We start from the raw sequence: 26,560 nt of genomic DNA on the forward strand, positions 1-26,560 counted from the left end.
TAAAAACTATAATAATTATCGAATTCAAAAAATACTAGGATACTTATCCCATAGAAAATATAGGTAATTATCAGACTAGAACATAGTGTTTTTATTAAGTTATCATTCTAAGGTTTCAGCGCCAATATAACCTAAGGCTTGTTTACGTACATACTAGTACATTGTGCTCGTACATTTTTATATTGTTCGTATATTTAATAACTTAAATATTAATAATTATTCGATGCCTCTACGCATTTTTTCTGCTAATAACGTATTATTTAACACCATAGTAATTGTCATTGGGCCTACACCACCAGGTACAGGCGTAATAGCACCAGCGATTTGTTTTACTTCTTCATAATCTACATCGCCTTTAAGCTTACCATTTTCATCTGGTGTATTACCTACATCAATAACTACAGCACCTGGCTTAACATCATCTTTAGATACGATGCCAGGACGACCAACTGCACTTACGATGATATCAGCATTTTTTAAATGTTGCTGCATATCTTTTGTTCTTGAATGCAAAATTGTCACTGAGGCATTTTTTTGTAATAGTAATTTAGATACAGGTTGACCAACGATATGACTACGGCCAATGACTACTGCATCTTTACCTTCTATATCAATATCAGCGTGATTTAATAATTCCATTATACCTAATGGCGTACATGGCACGAATGTTTGTTCATCTATATAAAGTTTACCGATATTTTCTGGGTGGAAACCGTCCACATCTTTAGCTGGATTAATGGCTTCTAAAATCTTTTGTTCACTTACTTGATCTGGTAAAGGTACTTGTACAAGAATACCACTGACACTGTCATCTTCATTTAATCGTGTTAACTCTTTTAACACATCTTCTTCAGATGTAGACTCGTCTAAATGTACAATTTCGGAAATCATACCAATTTTTTCAGCAGCTTTCTTTTTAGAGTTAACGTAACTTTGACTTGCACCATCGTTACCTACAAGTATAACTGACAGTTTTGGTGTATAACCTTTAGTTTGTAACGCTTCGACTTGATCTTTTAGACCTTGTCTATAATCTTTAGCAATTTGTTTTCCATCTAAAATTTTTGCGACCATGAAAATTTCCTCCTCTAAATTCTGAACCTCACCTTAACATTAAAACATATTAACGCTATAAAATTAAGTAAAATACGTAAATTAAATGATTTTTTGAAGTTAAAGTTCGATTTTTGATTGAAAAAGCATGATTTTGTTGTTATGCTATATCTGTAATATACATCTTAAAGTAGTAACATTTCAAATTATTGAAAGGGTGTTCAATTTGAAAGTGGCAGTAATTATGGGAAGTTCATCTGATTGGAATATCATGCAAGAAAGCTGTGCTATGTTAGAACAATTTGAAATACCATATGATAAGAAAGTAGTTTCCGCACATCGTACGCCTAAATTGATGTATGATTTTGCAACTGAAGCACGTACGAATGAGTATGATGTAATTATTGCTGGCGCAGGTGGCGCTGCACATTTACCTGGTATGGTAGCTTCTATGACGACATTACCAGTAATAGGTGTCCCAATCGAATCTAAAAGTTTAAAAGGACTAGATTCATTATTATCTATTGTGCAAATGCCAGGAGGTATTCCTGTAGCAACGACTGCAATAGGTAAAGCTGGAGCTAAAAATGCAGGTATTTTAGCAGCACGTATTTTAAGTATAAACAATAAAACAGTCCAAAAAAATTTGGAAAATTATGAAAAATCTCTTGTTGAGAAAGTGAGTGAAATGCAACGTGAACTTCAGTAACTTAAGTTTTGGTGCAACGATAGGCATCATTGGTGGCGGTCAGTTAGGCAAAATGATGGCACAATCTGCTCAACAAATGGGTTATAAAGTTATAGTGTTAGACCCTGATACAGAGTGCCCATGTCAGTATGTAGCTCATCAATTTATTAATGCGAATTATGATGATGAAGATGCATTGAATCGATTAGGTCAATTATCCGATGTCATTACTTACGAATTTGAAAATATTTCTGCACCACAATTAAAAGAATTAGTCGCAAAATACAACATTCCACAAGGGTATCAAGCTATCGAATTATTACAAGATCGTTTGTCTGAAAAACAAACTTTAAAAGAATGTGGAACACAAATTGTTCCGTTTTTATCTGTAACTTCATCTGATGAATTAATTGAAGCAAGTGAAGTGCTGGGGTATCCATTTATCGTAAAAACACGATTTGGAGGATACGACGGTAAAGGTCAAATCTTAGTGAAAGATGCGTCTTATTTAGCTGAAGTTGAACAACTTATTACACATCAAGAATGTGTCGCAGAACAATTTTTAAATCTTGAAAAAGAAGTCTCATTAACTGTAACTATTGGAAATGATAATCAAATAACGTATTTTCCATTGCAAGAAAATGAACATAGAGACCAAATCTTATTTAAAACAGTTGTACCAGCTCGCAGTGATAAAGAACAAGAGGCACGTCAGGAAGTACAAAAAATAATTAAACAAATTCATTTTGTCGGTACTTTTACAGTGGAATTCTTCATTGATAAACAAAATCACTTGTTTGTTAATGAAATAGCTCCACGACCACATAATTCAGGTCATTATTCAATTGAAGCTTGTAATTATTCACAATTTGATACGCACATTCTTGCAATTACTGGTCAAAAGTTACCTGATGACATTGAATTATTGCAACCAGCAGTAATGATGAATTTATTAGGTAAGGATTTAGATTTATTAGAAACTGAGTTTGCACATCAACCTGCATGGCATGTGCATATTTACGGTAAAACTGAGCGTAAAGCAGCACGCAAAATGGGCCATATTACAGTGTTAACAACGGACCTTGCAGCGACAGAACAACAAATGTTGAACCATTTTGAAGGGAGTAACAACTAATGACATTGCTATACGAAGGTAAAGCTAAAAAAATACATGCTACTGATACAGAAGGTATTTTACGTGTGGAATATAAAGATGAGGTTACAGCAGGGAATGGTGCAAAAAAAGATTATATCGAAGGTAAAGGACGATTAAATAATCTTATCACCTCTAAACTATTTAATTCTCTTAAACAACAAGGGTTAGAAAGCCATTTTATTGAACAAATTTCAGAAACAGAACAATTGGTACAATCTGTAGATATTATTCCATTAGAGGTTGTTGTACGCAATATTGCAGCAGGTTCAATAACTAAGCGACTAGGTTTCGATAAAGGGCATTCTTTTGAGCAACCGTTAGTTGAGTTTTTCTATAAGAATGATAAGTTAAATGACCCATTAATTACGGACGACCATGTCAAGTTGTTGCATATCGCTAATGATGATGAAATTAGCACTTTAAAAGCAGCAGCACTGAAAATTAATGAAGCATTAGTATCTATTATGGACCAAGTAGATTTACGACTTGTAGATTTTAAAATTGAATTTGGTAAAACGACAAAAGGTGACATTATTTTAGCTGATGAAATTTCTCCTGATACATGTCGTATCTGGGATAAACATAGTGATGTGAACTTCGATAAAGATGTTTATCGCGAAGATAGAGGATCAATAATAGACACTTATCAAACTTTCTTAAATAAATTGGAGGCTTTATAAAATGAAAACAATTGAATTACATGTAACTTTACAACCACAAGTATTAGACACTCAAGGACAAGCTTTAAATCGTGCTGTACATGATTTAGGCTACACGCAAGTCAACGATATTCGTGTCGGAAAATTATTATATATGACAGTAGAAGAAGCTACTGACGAAGCAGTTCACAATGTGGTAACAACATTAAGTGAAAAGTTATTTGCTAATACAGTTATTGAAGAATACAGTTATAAAGTTGTCGATGAAGGAGAGAAGGCATAATGAAATTTGCAGTGCTAAAATTTCCTGGATCAAATTGTGATAGAGACATGTATAATGCTGCTATTAAAATGGGAGCAAACGCAGAATATGTAGATTATCGAAATGAGTCACTTGCAGGTTTTGATGGCGTATTAATTCCAGGAGGATTCTCTTTTGGTGACTATTTACGTTCGGGAGCAATGGCTAGTGTGGCACCTATTATTAATGAAGTGAAACGTTTTGCAGATGAAGGAAAACCAGTGCTAGGTGTCTGTAATGGATTTCAAATTTTAACAGAAATTGGTTTGTTACCTGGGGCGTTATTGTACAACGATTCACATTTATTCGTTAGCCGAAATGAACAATTAAAAGTAGTGAATAATAACACACCATTTACTAAATTATATGCACAAGATGAACACGTTGTATACCCTGTAGCACACGGCGAAGGGCACTATTATTGTACTGAAGAAACATATGACGACTTAGTTGTTAATAATCAAATTATTTTAACTTATGTCGATAATCCCAATGGCTCTTTTAATGATATTGCAGGGATTGTAAATAAAAAAGGAAATGTATGTGGCATGATGCCGCACCCAGAACGTGCACTTGAATCAATTTTAGGTACTGACAGTGGCGTGAAATTATTTGAAGCGATGGTAAATAGTTGGAGGGAACAAAATGTCTAAGTTTATTGAACCAAGTGTAGAAGAAATCAAGTTAGAGCAACTATATAAAGACATGGGATTAAGTGATTCTGAATATGAACATGTTTGTGAAATCTTAGGTAGAGAACCAAATTTCACAGAAGTTGGTATTTTTTCTGTAATGTGGAGTGAGCATTGTTCTTATAAGCACTCTAAACCGTTTTTAAAACAATTTCCAACAACAGGTGAGCACGTTTTAATGGGACCTGGTGAAGGTGCTGGTGTGGTTGATATTGGTGATAATCAAGCGGTTGTTTTTAAAGTAGAGTCACACAATCATCCTTCTGCTGTAGAGCCATATCAAGGTGCAGCGACAGGTGTAGGTGGCATAATTAGAGATATTGTGTCTATAGGTGCACGCCCAATTAATTTATTAAATAGTTTACGTTTTGGAGAATTGACTGAAAAACAAAACCGTCGACTATTACGCGGTGTCGTAGCTGGTATTGGAGGCTATGGTAACTGTATTGGTATACCTACAACAGCAGGTGAAATTGAATTTGATAATCGTTATGACGGCAATCCATTAGTTAATGCGATGTGTGTAGGTATTATCGATCATGATATGGTTCAAAAAGGAACTGCTAAAGGTATCGGAAATTCAGTTATTTATGTTGGTTTAAAGACTGGGAGAGATGGTATTCATGGAGCGACTTTTGCATCTGAAGAATTGAGTGAAGATAGTGAAAGTAAAAGACCATCAGTGCAAATTGGTGATCCGTTTGTCGGCAAAAAACTAATGGAAGCAACGTTAGAGGCTATCACATTTGATGAATTAGTTGGTATCCAAGATATGGGTGCGGCTGGTTTAACATCATCTTCTTCTGAAATGGCAGCAAAAGGTGGCAATGGCTTACACTTACGTTTAGAACAAGTACCAACAAGAGAACAAGGAATTTCACCATATGAAATGATGTTGTCAGAAACACAAGAGCGTATGTTATTAGTCGTTGAAAAAGGTACAGAACAAAAATTCTTAGATTTATTCGACAAACATGAATTAGATAGTGCAGTTATTGGTGAAGTGACTGACACAGATCGTTTTGTATTAACTTATGAAGATGAAGTGTATGCTGATATTCCGGTAGAACCACTTGCTGATGAAGCACCAGTATATATTTTAGAAGGTGAACATAAAGACTATAATACGAGCACGAATGACTACAGTGATATAGATGTAGATGAAGTATTTAATAAATTAATTGCACACCCAACAATTGCATCAAAACACTATTTATATGAACAGTACGATCAACAAGTTGGTGCTAATACAATTGTGAAACCAGGATTACAAGCTTCAGTTGTACGTGTTGAAGGTACTTCTAAAGCGATTGCTTCTACTATTGATGGAGAAGCACGTTACGTATTTAATCAGCCTTATGAAGGTGGCAAAATGGTTGTAGCTGAAGCATATCGTAATTTAATTGCTGTAGGTGCAACGCCATTAGCAATGACGGATTGTTTAAATTATGGTTCGCCTGAGAAAAAAGAAATCTACCAACAATTAATTGATTCAACTAAAGGTATGGCAAAAGCGTGTGAAATTTTGCAAACTCCGGTTGTTTCAGGAAATGTGTCACTATATAACGAAACAAAAGGGACTTCCATTTTCCCAACTCCTGTAGTAGGAATGGTGGGATTAATTGAAGATATTGACTATCTAAATGACTTTACACCTAAAGCAGGACAAGCAATATATGTTGTTGGTGATACAGGTAATGACTTTGGTGGAAGTCAGATCGAGAAATTAATTTATAATGAGGTAAATCATGAATCTGAAGCCATTGATTTATCTGAAGAGGTAGCTAAAGGCGAAGAGATAAAACAATTCATAAGAACAGGCCAGGCAGCTCATGTACAAACAGTTGGTAAAGGTGGCTTAGCTATAACGTTAGCTAAAATCAGTGCGCATTATAATTTAGGTATTGCTGCTCAAATAGCATTAACAGAGAGTCAATTATTTAGCGAAACACAAGGTCGTTATATTGTTGTTGCTAAAGAAGGTGCAGAAATCAACCTAACTAATGCAGTAAAAATAGGTCATTTAACAGAAGATGAAACATTTGAAGTGGCTACCGATAAAGTTACAATTCAACGCAAAGTGTCTGAGCTCAAGGCACAATGGGAAGGAGCAATCTCTCAATGTATGACATCCACGGATTAAATGAAGAATGCGGACTTTTTGGCATTTGGAACCATACTGAATCAGCGCATTTAACATATATGGGATTACAAAGCTTACAACACCGAGGACAAGAAGGTGCAGGTATCGTTTGTTCAAATGGACAAAACTTAATTGGTGAACGTGGATTAGGATTACTCACTGAAGCTTTATCGCAACAAGAATTAGCGACATTTCAAGGATATCAGCATGCTATTGGTCATGTACGTTATGCGACTTCTGGTAATAAAGGTATCGAAAACATTCAACCATTTTTATATCATTTTTATGATATGAGCGTTGGTGTTTGTCATAACGGTAATTTAATTAATGCTCAAAGTTTAAGAAAAGAATTGGAACAACAAGGCGCAATTTTCCACTCATCGTCTGATACTGAGGTTATTATGCATTTAATTAGACGAAGTAAACAACCTACTTTTGAAAGTGCATTAACTGAAAGTCTGCGTACGATTAAAGGTGGTTTCACATTTGCTTTACTTACAAAGGATGCATTATATGGTGCGGTAGATCCAAATGCAATTCGACCATTGGTTGTTGGAAAATTACAAACTGGTGAATATGTCATTGCAAGTGAAACATGTGCTATTGATGTTTTAGGTGGAGAATTTGTTCGTGATATTCATGCTGGTGAGTATGTAGTGATTAATGATGATGGTATTAGAGTCGAATCTTATACTACAGAAACAACAACAGCAATTTCAGCTATGGAATATATTTATTTTGCACGCCCAGATTCAACAATTGCAGGAAAAAACGTTCATGCTGTACGTAAAATGTCAGGTAAACGTTTAGCTGAAGAAAGTCCAGTAGAGGACGCTGATATGGTAATAGGAGTACCTAATTCCTCATTGTCGGCGGCTACTGGTTATGCTGAAGCTATGAATTTACCATATGAAATGGGATTAATTAAAAATCAATATGTTGCACGTACGTTTATTCAACCGACACAAGAGTTACGTGAACAAGGTGTACGCGTGAAATTATCGGCAGTAAAAGATATTGTTCACGGTAAAAATATAGTTATGGTTGATGATTCAATAGTAAGAGGTACGACATCTAAACGAATTGTACGTTTATTAAAAGATGCAGGGGCAAAATCTGTCCATGTCAGAATAGCTTCTCCAGAATTTATGTTCCCAAGTTTTTATGGTATTGATGTGTCGACAACTGCTGAATTAATTTCCGCTAATAAATCGCCAGAAGAAATTAAAGACTATATTGAAGCAGAATCATTAGCTTATTTATCGGTTGACGGCCTTATAGAATCAATCGGTATCGATGAGGATGTACCATATCATGGCTTATGTGTTGAAAGTTTTACTGGTGATTATCCAGCTGGATTATATGATTACGAAGAACGTTATTTTGCAAGTTTGAGTGAACGACAAAAGGCATTTTTAGCACAAAATACACAATACTTTGATAAGGCGGGGAATCAATATGTCTAATGCATATCAACAAGCTGGAGTAGATATCCATGCAGGTTACGAAGCGGTAGAGCGTATTTCTAGTCATGTGAAAAGAACGATGAGAAAAGAAGTACTAGGTGGATTAGGTGGGTTTGGAGCCACTTTTGATTTATCTCAACTTAATATGAAAGCCCCGTTGCTTGTATCTGGAACTGATGGTGTAGGTACAAAACTTAAATTAGCCATAGATTATAATAAGCACGACACGATCGGTATTGACGCAGTAGCGATGTGTGTGAATGATATTTTGACGACAGGTGCAGAACCGTTATATTTTTTAGATTATATTGCAACTAATAAAGTCGTTCCTGAAGTCATCGAACAAATTGTAAAAGGTGTAAGTGATGGTTGCGAAGAAACACATACCGCACTAATTGGTGGAGAAACTGCTGAAATGGGTGAAATGTATCATGAAGGAGAATATGATTTAGCCGGTTTTGCAGTTGGAGCTGTTGAAAAAGATGATTATATAGATGGATCAAACGTCCAACCCGGACAAGTTATTATAGGTTTAGCATCAAGTGGCATTCATTCCAATGGTTATAGTTTAGTCCGTCAATTGATAGCTAAAGCTAATGTTCAAATGACGGATAAGTTTACAGCTGATGAATCATATTTAGAAACATTATTAAAACCAACACGATTATACGTAAACCCAGTATTAGAGGTAATTAAAAAGTATCCAGTACATGCGATGACACATATAACAGGCGGTGGTTTTTATGAAAATATTCCGCGTGCACTTCCAGAAGGTGTTACTGCCAATATTGATGTGACAACATTCCCTACGCCTAAGATTTTTGACTGGTTACAAGAGCAAGGTGAGATTAGTACTGAAGAAATGTATAACATTTTTAATATGGGTATTGGCTTTACACTTGTAGTAGATGCAGCAAATAGTAAAGCGATAATTGAACACATTAAACGACATAATATTGAAGCATTCGAAATTGGTACGATTACATCAGGTGATGAACCAATTCAATTAACGGGGGTTAAAGCGTGACTAAAGTAGCAATATTTGCGTCAGGTTCTGGAAGTAATTTTGAGAATATTATGAGCAAAATTCATCAAGGTCAATTAGAACATATCGAAGTAACAGCGCTATATACGGATCAAGTTAGTGCATATTGTATTGAACGTGCGAGAGATTTTAACTTGGATGTGCATATTAATGAACTCAAAAATTTTGACTCTAAAGCTGATTATGAACGTAAAATTTTAGAATGGTTAACTGCTGAAAAAGTTGAATGGATTATTCTAGCAGGTTATATGAAATTAATTGGTACTGAAATGTTAAATGCATATAATGGAAGAATTTTAAATATCCATCCTTCATTGTTGCCAAAATATAAAGGTAAGGATGCAGTAGGGCAAGCACTTGCCAGTGAGGATGATATTACTGGAACAACAGTACATTATGTTGATAGTGGTATGGATACTGGGGAAATTATAGAGCAACGTCAGTGTCCAATTTATCCTACTGATTCAAAAGAAGAATTAGAAGAGCGCATCAAAAAATTAGAACATGAGCTTTATCCAAAAGTCATTGCAGATATTATTCAATAAGAGGTGTAGATAACATGAAAAAAGCAGTATTAAGTGTTTCTAACAAAAGAGGCATTGTAGAATTCGCACAATCATTAACAGAATTAGATTATGAATTATATTCAACTGGCGGTACTATGAAAGCTATCCAAGAAGCGGGTGTAGCTGTAAAATCTATTTCTGAATTAACACAATTCGATGAAATTATGGATGGTCGAGTGAAAACATTACATCCAGCGGTACACGGTGGTATTTTAGCTGATCGTGATAAACCAGAACATTTAACACAGTTAAAAGAACAAGATATCGATTTAATTGATATGGTAGTAGTCAATCTGTATCCTTTTAAAGAAACTGTGGCTAACCCTGATGTGACTGAAGCAGATGCAATTGAAAATATTGATATAGGTGGACCAACAATGTTGCGAGCAGCTGCCAAAAACTTTAAACATGTAACGACGATTGTACATCCTTCTGATTATAATGAAGTTATTGAACGTTTAAAAAATGACAATTTGGATGCCGCATATCGCAAGTCCTTAATGGTTAAAGTTTTTGAACATACAAATGAGTATGATGCAGCTATTGTAGAATTCTTTAATCAAAGTAAAGAAACGCTACGATATGGTGAAAACCCTCAACAGTCTGCACATTTTGTACGTACATCGAATGCTAAGCAAACACTTGGAGGCGCTAAACAATTACACGGGAAGCAATTAAGTTATAACAATATAAAAGATGCAGATGCAGCACTTGCATTAGTTAAAGAATTTCAGCAACCTACAGCAGTAGCTGTTAAACATATGAATCCATGTGGTGTGGGTATTGGTAATACAATTGACGAAGCATTTCAACATGCTTTTGAAGCAGATAGTCAATCCATTTTTGGTGGCATTGTCGCTTTAAATCATACTGTGGGCGAATCATTAGCAACAAAATTACATGAAATTTTCTTGGAAGTTGTAATTGCGCCTAAATTTACAGATGAAGCATTATCGATTTTAAGTCAAAAAAAGAATATCCGTTTATTAGAAATTGATATGACGTTAGATAAAAATGAACAAGAAGTCGTATCTGTATCTGGTGGTTATTTAGTTCAAGACAAAGACAATGTGGCAATTAAGCGTGAAGATATAGCAGTAGTAACTAATGAGACACCTACGGAAGCACAGTGGGAAGCAATGTTATTAGGCTGGAAAGTTGTTGCATCTGTTAAAAGTAATGCAGTAATTTTAAGTAATGCGAAACAAACTGTCGGTATCGGTGCTGGACAGATGAATCGTGTGGGCTCGGCTCAAATTGCTATTGAGCGCGCAATCGAAATTAATGATGATGTCGTTATGGTTTCAGATGGCTTTTTCCCAATGGATGATACAGTAGAACTCGCTGCACAACATGGTATTAAGGCAATAATTCAACCTGGTGGTTCGATTAAAGACCAAGCCTCAATCGATATGGCTAATAAACATGGTATTGCTATGGTGACAACAGGCGTGCGTCACTTTAAACATTAATATACAGGGGGACACCACAAATGAATGTACTTGTTATTGGTACAGGAGGTAGGGAGCATGCAATTGCTCATAAATTGAAGCAATCTGATTTAGTAAAACATATCTTTGCTATTCCAGGCAATGATGCAATGACAAATATAGCTGAGGTGCATACTGAAATTGCTGAAACAGCGCATAATGAAATTGTGGCATTTGCTAAAGCGCACGACATCGAGTGGACTATTATTGGACCTGAACAACCATTGACTGAAGGTCTTGCTGATCAATTACGTCAAGAAAATATTAAAGTGTTTGGCCCAAGTAAAGCAGCAGCACAAATTGAAGGTTCGAAACTTTTTGCTAAACAAATAATGGAAAGACACAATATTCCTACGGCAACTTATAAGGAAATCGACACTAAAACACAAGCGCTAGAATATATTAAGCAGTGTGACTATCCTATAGTGTTGAAAAAAGATGGTTTAGCAGCAGGAAAAGGGGTCATTATTGCTGAAAACATAGAGCAGGCTCAAAGTGGAGTAGAAACGCTTTATCCCGAAGAGCAGGGCTTAGTAGTTTTTGAAACGTTTTTAGAAGGTGAAGAATTTTCATTGATGACTTTTGTTAATGGCGATTATGCTGTACCTTTTGACTGTATTGCTCAAGATCATAAGCGAGCTTTTGATAATGACCAGGGACCGAATACTGGAGGTATGGGTGCGTATTGTCCTGTACCACATATTGGTGCTGACATTTTGCAACAAACGAATGAAACAATTGCACAACCAATAGCTAAAGCTTTGCATGATGAAGGTTATCCTTTCTTTGGCGTATTATATATTGGTGCTATTATTACGGCAGATGGTCCAAAAGTGATTGAATTTAATGCTCGTTTTGGTGATCCGGAAGCGCAAGTATTATTGGCGAGAATGGACAGCGATTTAATGCAACATATTGTTGAGTTAGAGCAAAAGGCGCCGATTGAATTTAAATGGAAAGACAATGCTGTAGTTGGTGTGATGCTTGCTTCTAAAGGCTACCCAGGTAGCTATGAAAAAGGCCAATTAGTATCTGGATTTGATTTAGATGGCACATACTTTGTGAGTGGATTGAAGCTGCAGCAGGAACAGTATGTTACAAGTGGTGGTCGTGTTATCTTGGCATTAGGCGAAGGCGTGTCTATAGATAAAGCGAAAGAACAAGCGTATCAAGCAGTAAAACGAATTAACAGTGATGCTTTGTTTTATCGTCAAGATATAAGTAATAAAGCACTGAGATAATACGTTTAGTAGTTTTTTAATTTTAGTCATTAAATGTGGTAAAGGTATAGAGCTCATTATAATAAGGACCCATTCATTTTAGATGAATGGGTCCTTTTGGTTTTAGATATTAGTAAAATTAAATGCTGCTGTTACTTGCTAATTTAAACTGGTATCAATGTTCGAATGGTCGGTTAATAAATATTAGAAATTCTCACATCATGAATACCAGTAATAGGGAAAAAGTGAGCACCTAGCATAGCTAATACTATACATAGTATTACAACTACAAAAGTTAAAATATCTTTATATGAAAAGGTCGTATGATAATAATACGTTCTTGGACCACTTCGAAATCCTTTCTTTTCCATAGCTACAGATAATTGATGTGCTTTTCTAATATTTTGACTGAGTAATGGTATCAATAAATGTTTAATTCTATTAATACCTCGGTAGTTTTTAGCTGGTATCATTTGATAACGCATTTTTAGTGAACGTTGCAATTGAATTAATGAGCTTATCATTAATGGAACCATTCGAAATGCCGCCATAAAGGCATATGCAACTTTAGGTTTTACTTTCAAATGTTGCATTAAACTATAAAATATCATCACAATTTGTGAAGTAAAAGCTATCAATATACCAAATAGTGAAACTGTTAATGTTCTAAGCATCAAATGTAAACCACGAATTAAACTTTCGCTACTTATTTGAATAAAACCGAATTTGAATAATACATGAGTGCCATCACCATAAAAAATCATGAATAGGGCAGATATCAGGCTGAAGAACAGAGTAAACATAACAAATATTAAGGTGATATATAGACGTACACCATTACATATTAGTAGGAATATAAGCATGAATATTGCCAAATATAACATCAAATCAAATTGATGCACAAAAATGACACAGAAAAATAGTAATACGGCAATGATTAATTTAGTAATGATATTCACATCATCCATAAAAGTATGGCGGACTTTCCATAATTCAAACATGGGTTTCACCTGACAATTCTATAAGTTGTTGTTGCTCTATATGTAATCGTCTTGTAGCATAACGATTAATAATTTCAGCATCATGAGTCACCATGATAACAGTTTGACCTTCAGTGACACGTTGTTGAAATAATGAGATGAGATTAAATGTATTGTGACTATCTAAACCAAATGTCGGCTCATCTAACAATATAATATCAGCTTCAGCACTCAAGGCTGTAGCAACACTTAAGCGACGTTTTTGACCCATCGATAATTCGTAAGGATGTTGTGTCATAACATGTTCCAGACTGAGCGTTTGCAATAATTCCTTTGTTTTACGTTTAGCATTTGCATTATCAGATTTATTGAACTGAAGCAGCACTTCATCGTATACCGAATTAGTAATAAATTGTAGTTCAGGATTTTGGTAGACTAAATAACTATATTGGGCCATGTTTTTGATTTTTTTAATACGTTTATCGTTAATATACATGTCGCCATGATATTTGATTAATTGCATAATGGACTCTAACAGAGAAGTTTTTCCGCTACCATTTGGCCCGGTAATAGTTATGAATTCACCAGGTTTAATTGACATTTTATCAATTGTTATTAATGTTTTAGCACCACGCTTAATTTCACCATTGATAAAAGTGAACAACTCTTGTTGTACAGTATCATTATTACTCAATATAGCTTTAGGGGCATGTGACCAAGCATTAGGATGCCAAACACCATATTCAGTCAATAAATCTTCATATTGTTGTAGCATCATCTGCGGTGGTGCATCTGCAATAATTTTGCCTTCATAATTGAAGAGTAAAACACGATCGATATGTTCCCATATATGAGCAACCTTATGTTCTACAATTAATACGGTTTTATCTTGCCATAAAGCTTTAATTTTAGTCCATAATTCCTGAGTTGCTGATTCATCTAACATTGCAGTAGGTTCATCCAGAAAGAGCGTTTGTGCATTTTGTAACAGTGTTTCAGCGATAGCTAATTTTTGTTTCATTCCACCACTGAGTTGACTTATAAACTGATGTGGATTGACATGCAAATCTACAGCTTTGAGCGCACTTGAAATTTTAGCATCCATTTCAGCTCTTGGGACTTGTTGGTTTTCTAAAATAAACGCCAGTTCTTCATGTACTTTTGGCATGCAAAATTGACTATCAGGATCTTGAAAAATGACACCGCTATGAGTATCAATTTCTAGCTGGTCGTATTTCATCGGTAATTCAATCAAATCAGGTACAATGCCACTTAATACATTTAAAAGCGTACTTTTTCCTGAACCAGAAGGTCCTAATAATAGTACTTTTTCACCTGTTTTAATATTGATATCTAGACCATCGAAAATTTTATGGTCAGTGTTTGGATATTTTAAACGTAAATTTTTAGCAGTTAACACGTATAGTACTCCTTATAAATTGTCATAATCTTTTTGTGAAGAAGGGCGAAATAATCTTGTAACACCTGTCTGGTCTAATGCTTTGACGATAATATATGACAATAATCCAGCTACTATGATACCGCTAATCAATCTAAAACCAATGTATAAAGCAAGATTCCAACTTGCGATTTCAGCTAAATAGCCATAAGCAAAATCTAAAGGTAATGTTACTATTGCAGCTAATAATCCTGCTAACATCGCAACCATAGCAGTACGTGATTTATATTTGAAAATTGCAAAGATAATTTCACAAGCTAATCCTTGTAGTAATGCATAAATCATTGTCGCAATATCAAAGCGACCCATGACGATTGTTTCACCTGCACCAGCAGCAAACTCAGCTAATAGTGCAATGCCTGCCTTTGGAATAATCAAATAAGCTACTATTGCTGCCATAAACCAAGCACCATAAGTTAACTCTTCGATGTGTAAACCTGAAACCTGTACAGCTTTGTAAACAAAGTTCCATATGTTGTAAATCAATGCGAATACAACTGCAATTAAGACAGTCACTAAAATTTCTGACAGTTTTAAACCTTTTGACATTTAATATTCCTCCAAAAAAACGCACAACCTCTCTAGAAGGTTGCGCGTGTAAGATTGGGCAGAACTATACTGTACTATCGTCAAAAAGTATAATTTAGCACTTTCCTACGCTAGCTTTCATCTAGATCAGGTTCAAAGGGTTTGAGGGTATACCTCATCTCAGTCACAAAACACCCCTAGTGCGAATAATAATATTTATTTTATACTTAATGTATGACTTTTACTACAGTATGTCAAGCACATTTTCTATATACAGTTAATATCACAATTTCAGTAACAATTAAAATGTTGTTAGTCAAAAATATCTTGTATGTTTTTCTTTGTTTCCTCAGAATTCTCTTGATTCTGCTCTTTTTGTTCTTTTAATTCATCCTCAACTTCTTTAGCTTTCTCTGCTGCTTTTTTATTTACGTCGTCTTTAGTCATAATACTACACTCCTTATAGTAAACTAATAGAAAAAGATGTTACACATAACTTTTACCTCGTAAAAAATATTTAAAACAATTTGATGTCATTGTTATTGCAAATTAATGTAAAAATAAGTTATTGTTAAATAATCCGAAAAATGAGTTTGAATTTTGTTGAACTGTGGAAATTTGTTTATGATACAGTTTTATATCATACTCGAGACTTATTTAATGAGTTTAATAAAGACAAGAACAAGATGTTCATATATAATGACTTTGAGGTGAATGGTATGTCGTTTCTAAAAAAACACGCCGAAATATTATATAGTTATGTTATCGGCATAGTTTCACTTTTTATGGGGATAATTATACTCATCAATTTACCATTAATAGAGAAATTAAATGGTAAAGGTAAAGTAGAATTACATATCCATAATGTGTGGGATTTTTTCAACGCTTTTTTTAGTGAAATTATAAGAGTAGTTAGTAATTATATAGGCAATTTCCCAATTATAAGTGCGATTGTAATTATCCTATTTGGCTTATTAGTAATTGGGTTAGGGTGGACGTTGTATCGTACAACTCAGTATGATTATGATATTTCGATTTTCTTTTTAGTAGTAGGAATATTATATTTTTTAATAACACTCGTTTTAATGACGCAAGTATATAGCTTTTTTGCAATTTTATTTATTTTCCCTTTTATAATTCATATTGGTTATATCGTATATAAAGATGAATTATATACACACAATAGAAAATATCATTATTTATGGATTATTTTTAGTTATGGGATAGTATATTTGCTAACGCAATTAGTGCTATATAGCAGAATTGAAAGTGATGAAATTTTAACAATTGATATATTAAGTATTAACGCATTCTTCTTAATTATGTGGTTGCTTGGACAAATGTCTATTTGGAATTTCTTATTCTTAAGAAGAGCTTTACCTTTAACTAAGCAAGAACTTGGTGAGGAAGAGCCTGAGCTTTCTAGAACAAGTAAAGATTCTATGTCTAACCAAACTAAAATTCATTGGAAAAATATTCAAGATCGTACGACAGAGTTCACACGCAAAACACGTCGTAGTGTAGATATGGAAAAAATACGTAATAAAAAAGATAAATTTGTGAAGAAATGGAAAGACATCATCGATATTCAAGAGGACGATGTACCAAATTGGATGAAAAAGCCTAAATGGCTAAAAACAGTTTATGTAGAATTGTTCTGCGGTGCATTCCTTTTATTCTTTACACTTATCGAATTTAATAATAGAAATAGTTTGTTTGTGTCAGGTGATTGGGAAATCTCACAAACACAATATGTAATAGAATGGATTACCTTGTTACTGTTAATGTTAATTATGATAGCGTATATTCTTACAACATTGACTAATTATTTAAGAAATAAATTCTATTATATTCAGTTATTTATGATTAGTATTTTATTCTTCAAGTTATTAACTGAATTCGCCAATATTATGGTGCATGGTTTACTATTATCTATTTTTATCACGCCATTATTATTCTTAATGTTGATTGCAGTAACAGTTGCATTCGTCATCAAATTGCGTGAACGTAAACAAGAATAAATAAAATAACTATACTTGAAAGATAGCTTCAAAACATAAACAAGCCTTAGGCAACAGTTCGCCTAAGGCTTGTTTTATTTATCGTTATTGGATGATTTTATTAAATAACAGTGGTTTCCATTAGCCACATCGTCATTTTTAAATATTAATAACAGTAAAAATTAGCTTGGAATAGTACTAGCCGAAGACTACAGGCTGAGGCAATGCGTGCGTATAGCGTGCACAAAAACTGCTAACAATGTGTCTACTTTCATTGCCATATTGTCCTATAACATTGCTAAATCAACAAACTAAATATACTGTTTTTGATATTTATCTAAGACTTTTGCGAATAAAGAAGCTAAAACTTGTTGGAAAAGCATACAAAATACAACAGGCATGGCAACTTTTTTAGGGAAATACGTTACAGCAGTTATTATGCCGATTGGTATGTTTCTCATGCCTCCAATCAGTACTAACGTTGTAGTGATTATAGTATTTTTGAAAAGTATGTGGCTTAGTATTAAGGCTAGAGCATATCCTATTGCTGCTAAGAAGAAAACCATTAATATAATGGCTAATAAATTCCAAGTGAAATTTGTAACATATGGAGTTACGGCGCTACTATTAATAATTACTATTGCGAAAAAGCTTAATTTTGAAAATGGTGCTAAAGTAACATTAAGTTTAGATGATTTGTTTTTTAAAAATTCATTTACTAATATTCCGAATATTGAGGGAATAACAATCATTAAAATTAAACCTTTTAGGATTGAAATAGTATCTATATTTATGGATTCTCCAACTAGTACATAAAGTAAGGTAGGTAAAATGATGGGTGCTAGTAGAGTGTCAATCAAGATGATTGAGAGACCTAATGGAAAATCTCCTTTGCATATATTAATCCAAATAATACTTGTAACGCCTGTAGGGATAGCTACAGATATTACAAAACCTATTGTAAGTAAATGATCGTTAAAAACTGTTTGAGTTAAAAAATATGCCCAAACAGGCATGAGGATATGTAAAAAAGCGATACTAAAAAGAATAATAAATGGGTGTTTGATAAACACTTTGATATCTTTAAATCTCATAGTTAGACTTCCAGCAAAAGTCATAAAAGCAAATAGCCAAGGAACTACAAAAAGTAACTGTTCTCCAATGAAATGAAAAAGAATGCCAATTACAACACAAAAAGGAGTCAGTATGGGCATCAGTTTTTGTAGTTTTTTATTAATTATATCTACCATAGTATATTTATCCCCCTTTGCTATACACTTATAGTATTAGGAAATTCATTTAGAAATAGCAATCATTTCAAATTCTCTCTTTTATCAATAGATTTATTTTAACATACAATATTAGCAGTAATTTGGGTAGACTCTTGCGGGAACAGCACTCGCCGCAAATTACATGGTGAGGCAGTGCCCGCGGAAAGCGAGCACAAAAACTGCTAATAAAAAGGGGGATTTGGCGATAGTTTTTAATTTTTTGCTATATCTACTTTAATTACCATGCTAAAATAGTAACTGCTAAATTAAATAATAATAGTAGGAAGGTTGGCATCACATATGAAAACTGCCACTTTAAATAAAGGCAAGGAAACTAAGTATAAAAATCAATATCCTTTAATTGATGAAGAAGATATATACAATCACGACCATTTGAAAGAAGGAGATTTGTTTTATTTAGTCACTGAACAAGGCACATACATTGCTACATGTTATGTAGGAAGACAGCATAAAGGACTTGGATGGGTATTATCTTATGACCAACAACAAAATATTGATATTGCATTTTTTGAAAAGCTATTTACACTCGCTAAAGAAGATAGAACTTACTTTTATAATTTAGAAGGTACGAATGCATTTAGATTATTTAATAGTGAAGGTGACGGTGTAGGTGGACTTACTATAGATAATTATAATGGCCATTTATTAATACAGTGGTACTCTAAAGGTATTTATAAATTTAAATATTTAATCTTACAAGCGATACAAAATGTATTTCAATACACATCAATTTTTGAAAAAATGAGATTTAAAGATACTGATTTCGAGGGTGGCTTTGTAACTGGAGAAGCGCCTGAATTTCCAATCGTTATAGAAGAAAACTTCGCATTTTATAATGTTAATTTAAATGATGGACTAATGACGGGTATCTTTTTAGATCAAAAAGAAGTACGTAAGAAATTACGTGATCAATTTGCGTCAAATAACAAGGTGTTGAATTTATTTAGTTATACTGGAGCATTTTCAGTTATATCAGCACCAATTGCCGAACAAACTACAAGTGTCGATTTAGCCAATCGTTCCCGTAGTTTAACTGAAGAGAACTTCGGCTTAAATAGCATTGATCCGAAATCACAATATATTTACGTAATGGATACATTTGATTTTTATAGTTATGCCGAACGTCATCAATTGTTATACGATACGATTGTTATCGATCCACCAAGCTTTGCACGTAATAAAAAGAAAACATTTTCTGTAATGAAAGATTATGACAAGTTAATTGATGGCGCTTTAAATATTCTAGCACCACAAGGTACATTACTATTATGTACCAATAATAGTGCATATTCATTAAAATCCTTTAAAAATACTGTTAAAAAGACATTAGAAGATGCTGATGTGGATTATGACATTGTAGAAGTTATGGGCTTACCTAAAGACTTTAAAACACATCCACATTACAAGCCATCTAAATATTTAAAAGCAATTTTTGTACAAGTTAAATAAAATCAGTGAAAATAGGGTAATTATGTTATTGAATGCAATATATTTGAGGAGTGAATTAAAGTGAGCATAAAAAACAAAATTACGAATAATTTAACTAATAAAGTCGGAAATAAAGTTTTAGATATTGAAGAAATTAAACAAAAAAGTAATATACCAACAACACAACAAGAAATAGCAGATAGACGTGATCGTGCTATGGCTTTAGTCAGAAAAAAATCATTATTATCTTCTGGAGCTAGTGTGGTACCAATTCCTGGATTAGGGTTTAGTGTAGATTTAAAACTCATGAAAGATATTATAGAAGATGTGAATAAGATTTATGGTTTAGATCATAAGCAAGTAAATTCGATGGGTGACGATATAAAAGAACGTATTTATACCACTGCAGCAATTCAAGGAAGTCAATTTGTTGGCAAAAAAGTGTCTAATGCGATATTAAAAGTAGTGATTAGAGATGTTGCTAAACGAACTGCAGCGAAACAAACAAAATGGTTTCCTATAGTTGGACAAGCTATTTCTGCTTCAATAAGTTATTATTTAATGAAGAAAATCGGTGACGATCATATTGAAAAATGTGAAAAGGTTGCCCAATCTTTAGTCTAAAAAATAAATAAAATTGCAGCGTTTTCACAAATTGGCTAAAATATCCCTAGATATTATCATATCTAGGGATTAACGAATTGAATTTATAAATATAATTTGGTAATGTAAACATATAAAACTTTGTTAGGTTTTATAATAAACTAACGATTCTAACTATACGAAGGAGATATCATATTATGGAACAAAATTCATATGTAATTATTGACGAAACGGGGATTCATGCACGCCCAGCAACAATGCTTGTTCAAACAGCATCAAAATTTGATTCAGATATTCAATTAGAATACAACGGTAAAAAAGTTAACTTGAAATCTATTATGGGTGTTATGAGCTTAGGTGTAGGTAAAGATGCAGAGATCACTATCTATGCTGACGGTAGCGATGAAACTGATGCAATTACAGCAATCACTGAAGTGTTATCAAAAGAAGGATTAACTAAATAATATGCCAAACTATATTAAAGGTATCGCTGCATCAGATGGTGTAGCTATTGCGAGAGCATACTTATTAGTTGAACCTGATTTATCATTTGATAACAATAAAGTGTCAGATGTAAATGCAGAAGTCGAAAAGTTTCAAAATGCTATCAATACATCCAAAATCGAATTAACTAAAATTAGAAATAATGCTGAGCAAAATCTTGGTGCTGATAAAGCAGCGATTTTTGATGCACATTTATTAGTATTAGATGATCCAGAGTTAATTCAACCAATAGAAGAAAAAATTAATAACGAACAAGTTAACGCACCAACAGCTTTAACTGAAGTAACGGATCAGTTCATTACTATCTTTGATTCGATGGATAATGAATACATGAAAGAGCGTGCAGCTGATATTCGTGACGTAAGAAAGCGTGTACTAGCTAATCTTTTAGGCGTAGAATTACCCAATCCTAGTATGATCGATGAAAGCGTTGTTATAATTGGTAATGATTTGACACCATCTGATACAGCGCAGTTAAACAAAGAATTTGTACAAGGATTTGTAACAAACATTGGGGGAAGAACGTCACATTCAGCAATTATGAGCCGTTCTTTAGAAATCCCTGCTGTTGTTGGTTCAAAAACAATAACAGACGAAGTAAACCAAGGTGATATGGTTATTGTAGACGGTTTAACTGGGGAAGTAATTGTTGATCCTACAAGTGATGAAGTGATCGCTTATGAAAATAAACGTGAACGTTTCTTTGAAGATAAAAAAGAATTACAAAAATTGCGTGATGAAGAAACGGTTACTGTAGATGGTGTCCATGCAGAATTAGCTGCAAATATTGGTACGCCAAATGATCTTTCTGGTGTAATAGAAAATGGTGCGGAAGGTATTGGTTTATACCGTACTGAATTTTTATACATGGGTAGAGATCAGTTACCTACAGAAGATGAACAATTTGAAGCGTATAAAGAAGTTATCCAATCAATGGATGGTAAACGTGTCGTAGTACGTACATTAGATATTGGTGGAGATAAAGAACTACCATATTTAGATTTACCTGATGAAATGAATCCATTCTTAGGCTATCGTGCTATCAGATTATGTTTAGATCAACCTGAAATTTTCAGACCACAATTGCGTGCTTTACTACGTGCATCTGTTTACGGTAAATTAAATATTATGTTCCCAATGGTTGCTACAATTCAAGAATTCCGTGATGCTAAAGCAATCTTATTAGAAGAGAAAGAGAATTTAACAAATGAAGGTGTAGATGTTTCAGATGATATTGAAATCGGTATCATGGTCGAAATTCCTTCAACAGCAGCTTTAGCAGATGTTTTTGCTAAAGAAGTTGATTTCTTCAGTATTGGAACAAATGATTTAATACAATATACTATGGCAGCAGACAGAATGTCTGAACGTGTGTCATACTTGTACCAACCTTACAATCCTGCTATTTTACGTTTAGTAAAACAAGTGATTGAAGCTTCTCATAAAGAGAATAAATGGACAGGTATGTGCGGTGAAATGGCTGGAGACGAAACTGCTATTCCAATTTTATTAGGTTTAGGCTTAGATGAATTTTCTATGAGTGCGTCTTCTGTATTAAAAGCACGTAGACAAATTAAAGGTTTAAGTAAAAATGAAATGAACGAATTAGCTGAACGTGCCATTGATTGTGCAACAACAGAAGAAGTTGAAGCATTAGTACGTGAATATTCGAAATAACAAAAAAGTTTATTAAGCGATTATCGCTTAATAAACTTTTTTTGTATTTTTAAGAATTTAGAGATAAAGTATTATTTATTTTATCCATGTCGATTTGATACATTGGTTCATTATCTAATAAAATAAAAGGAGTTGCGAACGCATCATAATCCATCATTTCATGTTTATATTGACTATTTTGATTGATATTTTTTTCGATATAACTAATGTTATGCTCGGATAAATAATTTTTAATAAACGTACATGGTGGACATTCATGTTGTGTATAAATTATAATTTCAGTCAAAGCTCTACATCCTTTCCACAAGTATTTAGTTCATAATATATAGATGATACTAGAAAAATTCAACTTTGTGAATGGTCTGTGACAAGTCATTAATTTGTCACTATTATTTTCATTCTAAAATATTTCATCTTTTTAGCACGCGCGATATAATAAATAGACGTTGTGATTTTACTCACAAATATAATTAAAAGGTGATGTTATGGATTCAGTAGAATTAGCTAGATTTCTGACTGGTATGACTCTAGCAGTACACATAATATTTGCAACTATTGGCGTAGGTATGCCACTTATGTTTGCAATAGCAGAATTTTTAGGAATTAAAAATAAGGATCCTCATTACATGACATTAGCTAAACGGTGGTCAAAAGGATATACAATTACCGTAGCAGTTGGTGTTGTGACAGGTACAATTATAGGATTACAATTATCATTGTTATGGCCTACATTTATGCAAATAGGTGGCCATGTTATTGCATTACCGCTCTTTTTAGAAACGTTCGCATTCTTTTTTGAAGCAATATTTCTTAGTATATATTTATACACTTGGAAAAGATTTAAAAATAGATGGCTACATTTTCTTTTAAGTATTCCTGTTATTATTGGTGGTTCATTCTCTGCGTTATTTATAACGTCAGTAAACTCATTTATGAATACACCGGCAGGATTCGATATGAAAGACGGGAAAATGGTCAATGTTGAACCATTAGCAGCTATGTTCAACCCGTCATTTTTAGTACGTTCTTTTCATGTTGTAGCTACAGCACTAATGACTATGGCGTTCATTTTAGCAGCTATAGCAGCTTACAAAATATTAAAAAATAAATTTAAAAAAGATACAACATATCATGTTAAAGCATTAAAATTAACTATGGTGTTAGGGTTAGTATTTACTTTAGGATCTATGTTAGCTGGTGATTTATCTGCTAAATTCTTACATCAAGAGCAACCTGAAAAATTAGCAGCTTATGAATGGCATTTTGATTCGGAATCCAATGCAGATTTAGTCTTATTTGGTACTCTGGATGAAGAGACTCAAGAAGTGTCAGGGGCTATTAAAGTGCCTGGTATTTTAAGCTTTTTAGCCGATAACAGTTTTGATACTGAAGTAAAAGGCTTAAATGATTTTTCAAAATCAGTGACACCGCCGTTAATTGTACATTACTTCTTTGATATTATGGTCTTTTTAGGCGTTTTCTGTTTTGTAGTTTCTGGTATTTACGTGACGATGTTGTGTATTAAAAAATTAAGAAAATATCTTCATGTTAAACCGATGCTTTTTGGTATTTTACTAACAGGACCTGGTGCAATGTTAGCGATTGAGTCAGGTTGGTTCTTAACAGAGATGGGAAGACAGCCATGGATTTTAAGAGGCTATCTAAAAGTTGAACAAGCGGCAACTCAAGCGGGTGGACTGACTTTAGTTACCATTTTATTCGCAATTTTATACTTTGTCTTATTGGTAACGACTTCATATGTACTAATCAGAATGTTTAAAGAGAAGCCCGCGTATCAAGAATTTGAAGCTATTGCTAATGAAAGAGGTGAGAAATAATGGTATTTGCACATATTGGAATAATCGTTTTATGGCTATTCTTATTTTGTTATATTATTATTGCCTCTATAGATTTTGGTGCAGGTTTCTTTGCTTTACACGCTAAGATTACTAAACAAGATAAAAAAATTAATCATTTGATTTCACGATATTTAAATCCGGTATGGGAAGTAACAAATGTCTTCTTTGTGTTTTTCTTCGTAGGCATTGTAGGGTTCTTCCCAGATTCTGCCAAATACTTTGGTACGGTTTTACTCATTCCTGCATCTATTGCGTTAATTTTAATAACTATACGCGGTAGTTTCTATGCGTTTGAAAACTATGGCCAAGACTCTAAATTGCAATGGCTAGCTTTATATGGATTAACTGGCTTGTTTATTCCAGCATCATTGGCAACTGCATTAACCATTTCAGAAGGTGGCTTTGTGATTCAGAAAGGAAATCAGATTGATTTAGATTGGGTAGAGTTATTATTAAGTCCATTTTCATGGTCAGTAGTATTTTTAGCTGTTATCTCAGTGTTATATATTTCATCTGGTTTCTTAACGTTTTATGCACATAAAGCAAAAGATAGCAAAGCTTATCAGTTATTAAGGTATTGGTTTTTATTCTGGGGTCCACCAATGCTCGCAATATCACTCTTCGTCTTTTTATCATTAAGAGTGCAAAATGAAGGGCATTTTGTAACAGCAGTTACTGATTATTGGTGGATGTTCTTACTAAGTTTAATTTGTTTTACTGTCGCTATGCTGTTTACGTTACAAAAAAAATGGCATGGTTGGGCATTCATATTAGTCATTTTCCAAATGGGATTCGCTTTCTTTGGATACGGTATTAGTAAATTACCTTATTTATTATACCCAATGGTCAAACTTGATCATGCAGTTGTAAATGATAATATGGCAATAGCATTAACCATTTCATTTATTTTAGGTTTACTTTTACTCATACCATCGTTAATATTATTATTGAAATTGTTTGTTTTTGATAAGGAATATGTAGAAGGTAAAAAATAAACAATAAAATTGATTCATAGACTAAAAAAGATTGAGCAATTAACTTAGCGTGATTGCTCAACTTTTTATACTTTGTTGTTAATGGAGGACGCATATGGAAAAAGAATATGTGGTTATAGGTTTAGGTCGCTTTGGCGGGAGCATCGTTAGGGAACTCAATGCTTTAGATATGGATGTTATGGCAATTGATTCAGACGAAGCACGTGTAAATGAATATAGTGAAATTGCTACACATGCAGTTGTTGCAGATACAACAGATGAAGCTGTGATGAAAAGTTTGGGAATTAGAAACTTTGATCATGTTATAGTAGCAATTGGTGAAAATATTCAATCTAGTACGTTAACAACGTTAATACTGAAAGAACTTGGTGTGAAAAAGGTAACAGCTAAAGCGCAAAATGATTATCATGCTAAAATTTTAAATAAAATTGGTGCCGATACAGTCGTGCACCCTGAACGTGATATGGGTAGACGTATCGCACATAATGTAGCAAGTGCTAGTGTATTGGATTATTTAGAATTAGCTGACGAACACTCAATTGTTGAAATAAAAGCGAGTGAAAAAATGGCTGGCAAAACAATAATTGATTTAGACATAAGAGCACAATTTGGTATTAGTATTATTGCAGTAAAACGAGGAAGAGAAATTTTAGTGTCACCAGATCCGAATGAAAATATTGAAATAGGCGATATTTTAATAATGATAGGTCATGATAATGATTTAAATCGTTTCGAGAAAAAGGTAGTACGCTAAAA

26 protein-coding genes and 1 riboswitch are annotated in these 26,560 nt (G+C 33.5%); of the genes, 19 read left to right on the forward strand and 7 right to left on the reverse strand.

What is annotated here, in order from left to right; genetic code table 11:
- Window positions 1–216: 216 nt before the first annotated feature.
- Window positions 217–1,074, reverse strand: coding sequence for a bifunctional methylenetetrahydrofolate dehydrogenase/methenyltetrahydrofolate cyclohydrolase FolD (folD, locus tag JVU85_RS06435; protein ID WP_002510869.1), 858 nt, complete (start codon window positions 1,072–1,074; stop codon window positions 217–219).
- Window positions 1,075–1,279: 205 nt separating this feature from the next.
- Between folD and purE the strand changes: the two genes are divergently transcribed.
- The 11 genes from purE to purD are packed head-to-tail and all read left to right on the forward strand — an operon-like array spanning window position 1,280 to window position 12,500.
- Window positions 1,280–1,762, forward strand: a complete 483-nt coding sequence (gene purE / locus JVU85_RS06440; RefSeq protein WP_002510868.1) for a 5-(carboxyamino)imidazole ribonucleotide mutase — start codon at window positions 1,280–1,282, stop codon at window positions 1,760–1,762.
- Entirely contained in the window at window positions 1,749–2,876 is a 1,128-nt protein-coding gene (purK, locus tag JVU85_RS06445; protein WP_193325406.1) for a 5-(carboxyamino)imidazole ribonucleotide synthase, read from the forward strand. The genes purE and purK overlap by 14 nt, the downstream gene beginning before the upstream one ends.
- Complete coding sequence (gene purC, locus JVU85_RS06450) at window positions 2,876–3,577, forward strand: phosphoribosylaminoimidazolesuccinocarboxamide synthase (RefSeq protein WP_002510866.1); 702 nt, start codon at window positions 2,876–2,878, stop codon at window positions 3,575–3,577. Before purK ends, purC begins: the two co-directional genes overlap by 1 nt.
- A gap of 1 nt (window position 3,578) precedes the next feature.
- Window positions 3,579–3,839, forward strand: a complete 261-nt coding sequence (gene purS / locus JVU85_RS06455) for a phosphoribosylformylglycinamidine synthase subunit PurS (protein WP_002510865.1) — start codon at window positions 3,579–3,581, stop codon at window positions 3,837–3,839.
- Complete coding sequence (gene purQ, locus JVU85_RS06460) at window positions 3,839–4,510, forward strand: phosphoribosylformylglycinamidine synthase subunit PurQ (protein WP_021459050.1); 672 nt, start codon at window positions 3,839–3,841, stop codon at window positions 4,508–4,510. The genes purS and purQ overlap by 1 nt, the downstream gene beginning before the upstream one ends.
- Entirely contained in the window at window positions 4,503–6,692 is a 2,190-nt protein-coding gene (purL, locus tag JVU85_RS06465; protein WP_204172177.1) for a phosphoribosylformylglycinamidine synthase subunit PurL, read from the forward strand. Before purQ ends, purL begins: the two co-directional genes overlap by 8 nt.
- Window positions 6,671–8,158 (forward strand): amidophosphoribosyltransferase, encoded by a 1,488-nt coding sequence (gene purF, locus JVU85_RS06470; protein WP_002510862.1) that lies wholly within the window; start codon window positions 6,671–6,673, stop codon window positions 8,156–8,158. Before purL ends, purF begins: the two co-directional genes overlap by 22 nt.
- Entirely contained in the window at window positions 8,151–9,185 is a 1,035-nt protein-coding gene (gene purM / locus JVU85_RS06475) for a phosphoribosylformylglycinamidine cyclo-ligase (protein ID WP_193325404.1), read from the forward strand. The genes purF and purM overlap by 8 nt, the downstream gene beginning before the upstream one ends.
- A complete protein-coding gene (gene purN / locus JVU85_RS06480) occupies window positions 9,182–9,748 on the forward strand; it encodes a phosphoribosylglycinamide formyltransferase (protein WP_002510860.1) in 567 nt (188 codons plus the stop codon). Before purM ends, purN begins: the two co-directional genes overlap by 4 nt.
- A gap of 14 nt (window positions 9,749–9,762) precedes the next feature.
- Window positions 9,763–11,241, forward strand: coding sequence for a bifunctional phosphoribosylaminoimidazolecarboxamide formyltransferase/IMP cyclohydrolase (gene purH / locus JVU85_RS06485; protein ID WP_002510859.1), 1,479 nt, complete (start codon window positions 9,763–9,765; stop codon window positions 11,239–11,241).
- Between the two features lie 20 nt (window positions 11,242–11,261).
- Window positions 11,262–12,500 carry a phosphoribosylamine--glycine ligase gene (gene purD, locus JVU85_RS06490; RefSeq protein WP_021459048.1) on the forward strand — a complete coding sequence of 413 codons (1,239 nt, stop codon included), beginning with the start codon at window positions 11,262–11,264 and terminating at the stop codon, window positions 12,498–12,500.
- 173 nt (window positions 12,501–12,673) lie between these two features.
- On the opposite strand, the gene JVU85_RS06495 is transcribed toward purD, so the two are convergent.
- The 4 genes from JVU85_RS06495 to graF form a co-directional block, all read right to left on the reverse strand.
- The gene (locus tag JVU85_RS06495; RefSeq protein WP_002510857.1) at window positions 12,674–13,480 is read right to left on the reverse strand and encodes an energy-coupling factor transporter transmembrane component T family protein; all 807 of its coding nucleotides are present in this window, start codon (window positions 13,478–13,480) and stop codon (window positions 12,674–12,676) included.
- Complete coding sequence (locus tag JVU85_RS06500; RefSeq protein WP_002510856.1) at window positions 13,473–14,879, reverse strand: ABC transporter ATP-binding protein; 1,407 nt, start codon at window positions 14,877–14,879, stop codon at window positions 13,473–13,475. The genes JVU85_RS06495 and JVU85_RS06500 overlap by 8 nt, the downstream gene beginning before the upstream one ends.
- A 12-nt stretch (window positions 14,880–14,891) precedes the next feature.
- Window positions 14,892–15,467 carry an ECF transporter S component gene (locus JVU85_RS06505; protein WP_002510855.1) on the reverse strand — a complete coding sequence of 192 codons (576 nt, stop codon included), beginning with the start codon at window positions 15,465–15,467 and terminating at the stop codon, window positions 14,892–14,894.
- 85 nt (window positions 15,468–15,552) lie between these two features.
- A riboswitch (TPP riboswitch) is annotated at window positions 15,553–15,655 on the reverse strand.
- A 103-nt stretch (window positions 15,656–15,758) separates the two neighbouring features.
- On the reverse strand, window positions 15,759–15,893 hold the full coding sequence (graF, locus tag JVU85_RS06510) for a glycopeptide resistance-associated protein GraF (RefSeq protein ID WP_021459046.1): 135 nt from the start codon (window positions 15,891–15,893) through the stop codon (window positions 15,759–15,761).
- 272 nt (window positions 15,894–16,165) lie between these two features.
- Between graF and auxA the strand changes: the two genes are divergently transcribed.
- A complete protein-coding gene (auxA, locus tag JVU85_RS06515) occupies window positions 16,166–17,467 on the forward strand; it encodes a lipoteichoic acid stability factor AuxA (protein ID WP_002510854.1) in 1,302 nt (433 codons plus the stop codon).
- Window positions 17,468–17,757: 290 nt separating this feature from the next.
- On the opposite strand, the gene JVU85_RS06520 is transcribed toward auxA, so the two are convergent.
- Window positions 17,758–18,696, reverse strand: a complete 939-nt coding sequence (locus JVU85_RS06520) for a bile acid:sodium symporter family protein (RefSeq protein ID WP_193325403.1) — start codon at window positions 18,694–18,696, stop codon at window positions 17,758–17,760.
- 321 nt (window positions 18,697–19,017) lie between these two features.
- Here JVU85_RS06520 and JVU85_RS06525 point away from each other — a divergent pair, with 321 nt between their 5' ends.
- The 4 genes from JVU85_RS06525 (at window position 19,018) to ptsP (ending at window position 22,950) form a co-directional block, all read left to right on the forward strand.
- Window positions 19,018–20,187 carry a class I SAM-dependent rRNA methyltransferase gene (locus JVU85_RS06525; protein ID WP_002510850.1) on the forward strand — a complete coding sequence of 390 codons (1,170 nt, stop codon included), beginning with the start codon at window positions 19,018–19,020 and terminating at the stop codon, window positions 20,185–20,187.
- A gap of 60 nt (window positions 20,188–20,247) precedes the next feature.
- On the forward strand, window positions 20,248–20,790 hold the full coding sequence (locus tag JVU85_RS06530) for a hypothetical protein (protein WP_002510849.1): 543 nt from the start codon (window positions 20,248–20,250) through the stop codon (window positions 20,788–20,790).
- A gap of 176 nt (window positions 20,791–20,966) precedes the next feature.
- Window positions 20,967–21,233 carry a phosphocarrier protein HPr gene (locus JVU85_RS06535; protein WP_002510848.1) on the forward strand — a complete coding sequence of 89 codons (267 nt, stop codon included), beginning with the start codon at window positions 20,967–20,969 and terminating at the stop codon, window positions 21,231–21,233.
- Window position 21,234: 1 nt separating this feature from the next.
- Window positions 21,235–22,950 (forward strand): phosphoenolpyruvate--protein phosphotransferase, encoded by a 1,716-nt coding sequence (ptsP, locus tag JVU85_RS06540; RefSeq protein ID WP_002510847.1) that lies wholly within the window; start codon window positions 21,235–21,237, stop codon window positions 22,948–22,950.
- A gap of 49 nt (window positions 22,951–22,999) precedes the next feature.
- Here the strand turns inward: ptsP and JVU85_RS06545 are convergent, their stop codons facing one another.
- A complete protein-coding gene (locus JVU85_RS06545) occupies window positions 23,000–23,236 on the reverse strand; it encodes a glutaredoxin family protein (protein WP_002510846.1) in 237 nt (78 codons plus the stop codon).
- Window positions 23,237–23,435: 199 nt separating this feature from the next.
- Here JVU85_RS06545 and JVU85_RS06550 point away from each other — a divergent pair, with 199 nt between their 5' ends.
- From JVU85_RS06550 to JVU85_RS06560, 3 genes are all read left to right on the forward strand, one after another.
- The gene (locus JVU85_RS06550) at window positions 23,436–24,788 is read left to right on the forward strand and encodes a cytochrome ubiquinol oxidase subunit I (protein WP_002510845.1); all 1,353 of its coding nucleotides are present in this window, start codon (window positions 23,436–23,438) and stop codon (window positions 24,786–24,788) included.
- Window positions 24,788–25,804, forward strand: a complete 1,017-nt coding sequence (locus JVU85_RS06555) for a cytochrome d ubiquinol oxidase subunit II (protein ID WP_002510844.1) — start codon at window positions 24,788–24,790, stop codon at window positions 25,802–25,804. Before JVU85_RS06550 ends, JVU85_RS06555 begins: the two co-directional genes overlap by 1 nt.
- Before the next feature lie 94 nt (window positions 25,805–25,898).
- The gene (locus JVU85_RS06560; protein WP_002510843.1) at window positions 25,899–26,558 is read left to right on the forward strand and encodes a potassium channel family protein; all 660 of its coding nucleotides are present in this window, start codon (window positions 25,899–25,901) and stop codon (window positions 26,556–26,558) included.
- The last annotated feature ends 2 nt before the right edge of the window (window positions 26,559–26,560 follow it).

Origin of the sequence: Staphylococcus sp. GDY8P72P (assembly GCF_016890655.1) — a bacterium.
GTDB classification, from domain to species: Bacteria; Bacillota; Bacilli; order Staphylococcales; family Staphylococcaceae; genus Staphylococcus; species Staphylococcus arlettae.